This window comes from Pantoea sp. SIMBA_079, assembly GCF_046940275.1.
Taxonomy (GTDB): Bacteria; Pseudomonadota; Gammaproteobacteria; order Enterobacterales; family Enterobacteriaceae; genus Pantoea; species Pantoea borealis.
Genome location: NZ_JAWRYR010000337.1, coordinates 1 through 270, shown reverse-complemented (window position 1 = coordinate 270; position 270 = coordinate 1). Strand labels below are relative to the sequence as shown.

General features: G+C 70.0%; 1 protein-coding gene. It reads left to right on the top strand.

Annotated elements, in window-relative coordinates:
* A partial coding sequence (locus SB719_RS20265) for a SecDF P1 head subdomain-containing protein (protein WP_412159758.1) occupies positions 1–270 on the top strand: 270 nt, incomplete at both ends.

Here is a 270-nt window from a genome sequence, read left to right as displayed (position 1 = left end):
CCAAGCGCCTGATCGGCGCGACCGCGACCCTGGAGTTCCGCGCCGTCACCGGCGACGAGAACCAGGCGGCCGCGGCCGTGGCATCGGGCAACATCCCGGCCGATTCGCGCGTCTACTACAACGATCTCGACCAGCCGCTGCTGCTGTCGCGACGCGTGCTAGTGTCCGGCGACCAGCTGATCAACGCGACGCCGCAGACCGATTCCCAGACCGGCACCCCGGCCGTGGGCATCACGCTCAACAGTGCCGGCGGCAAGCGCATGCTCGACC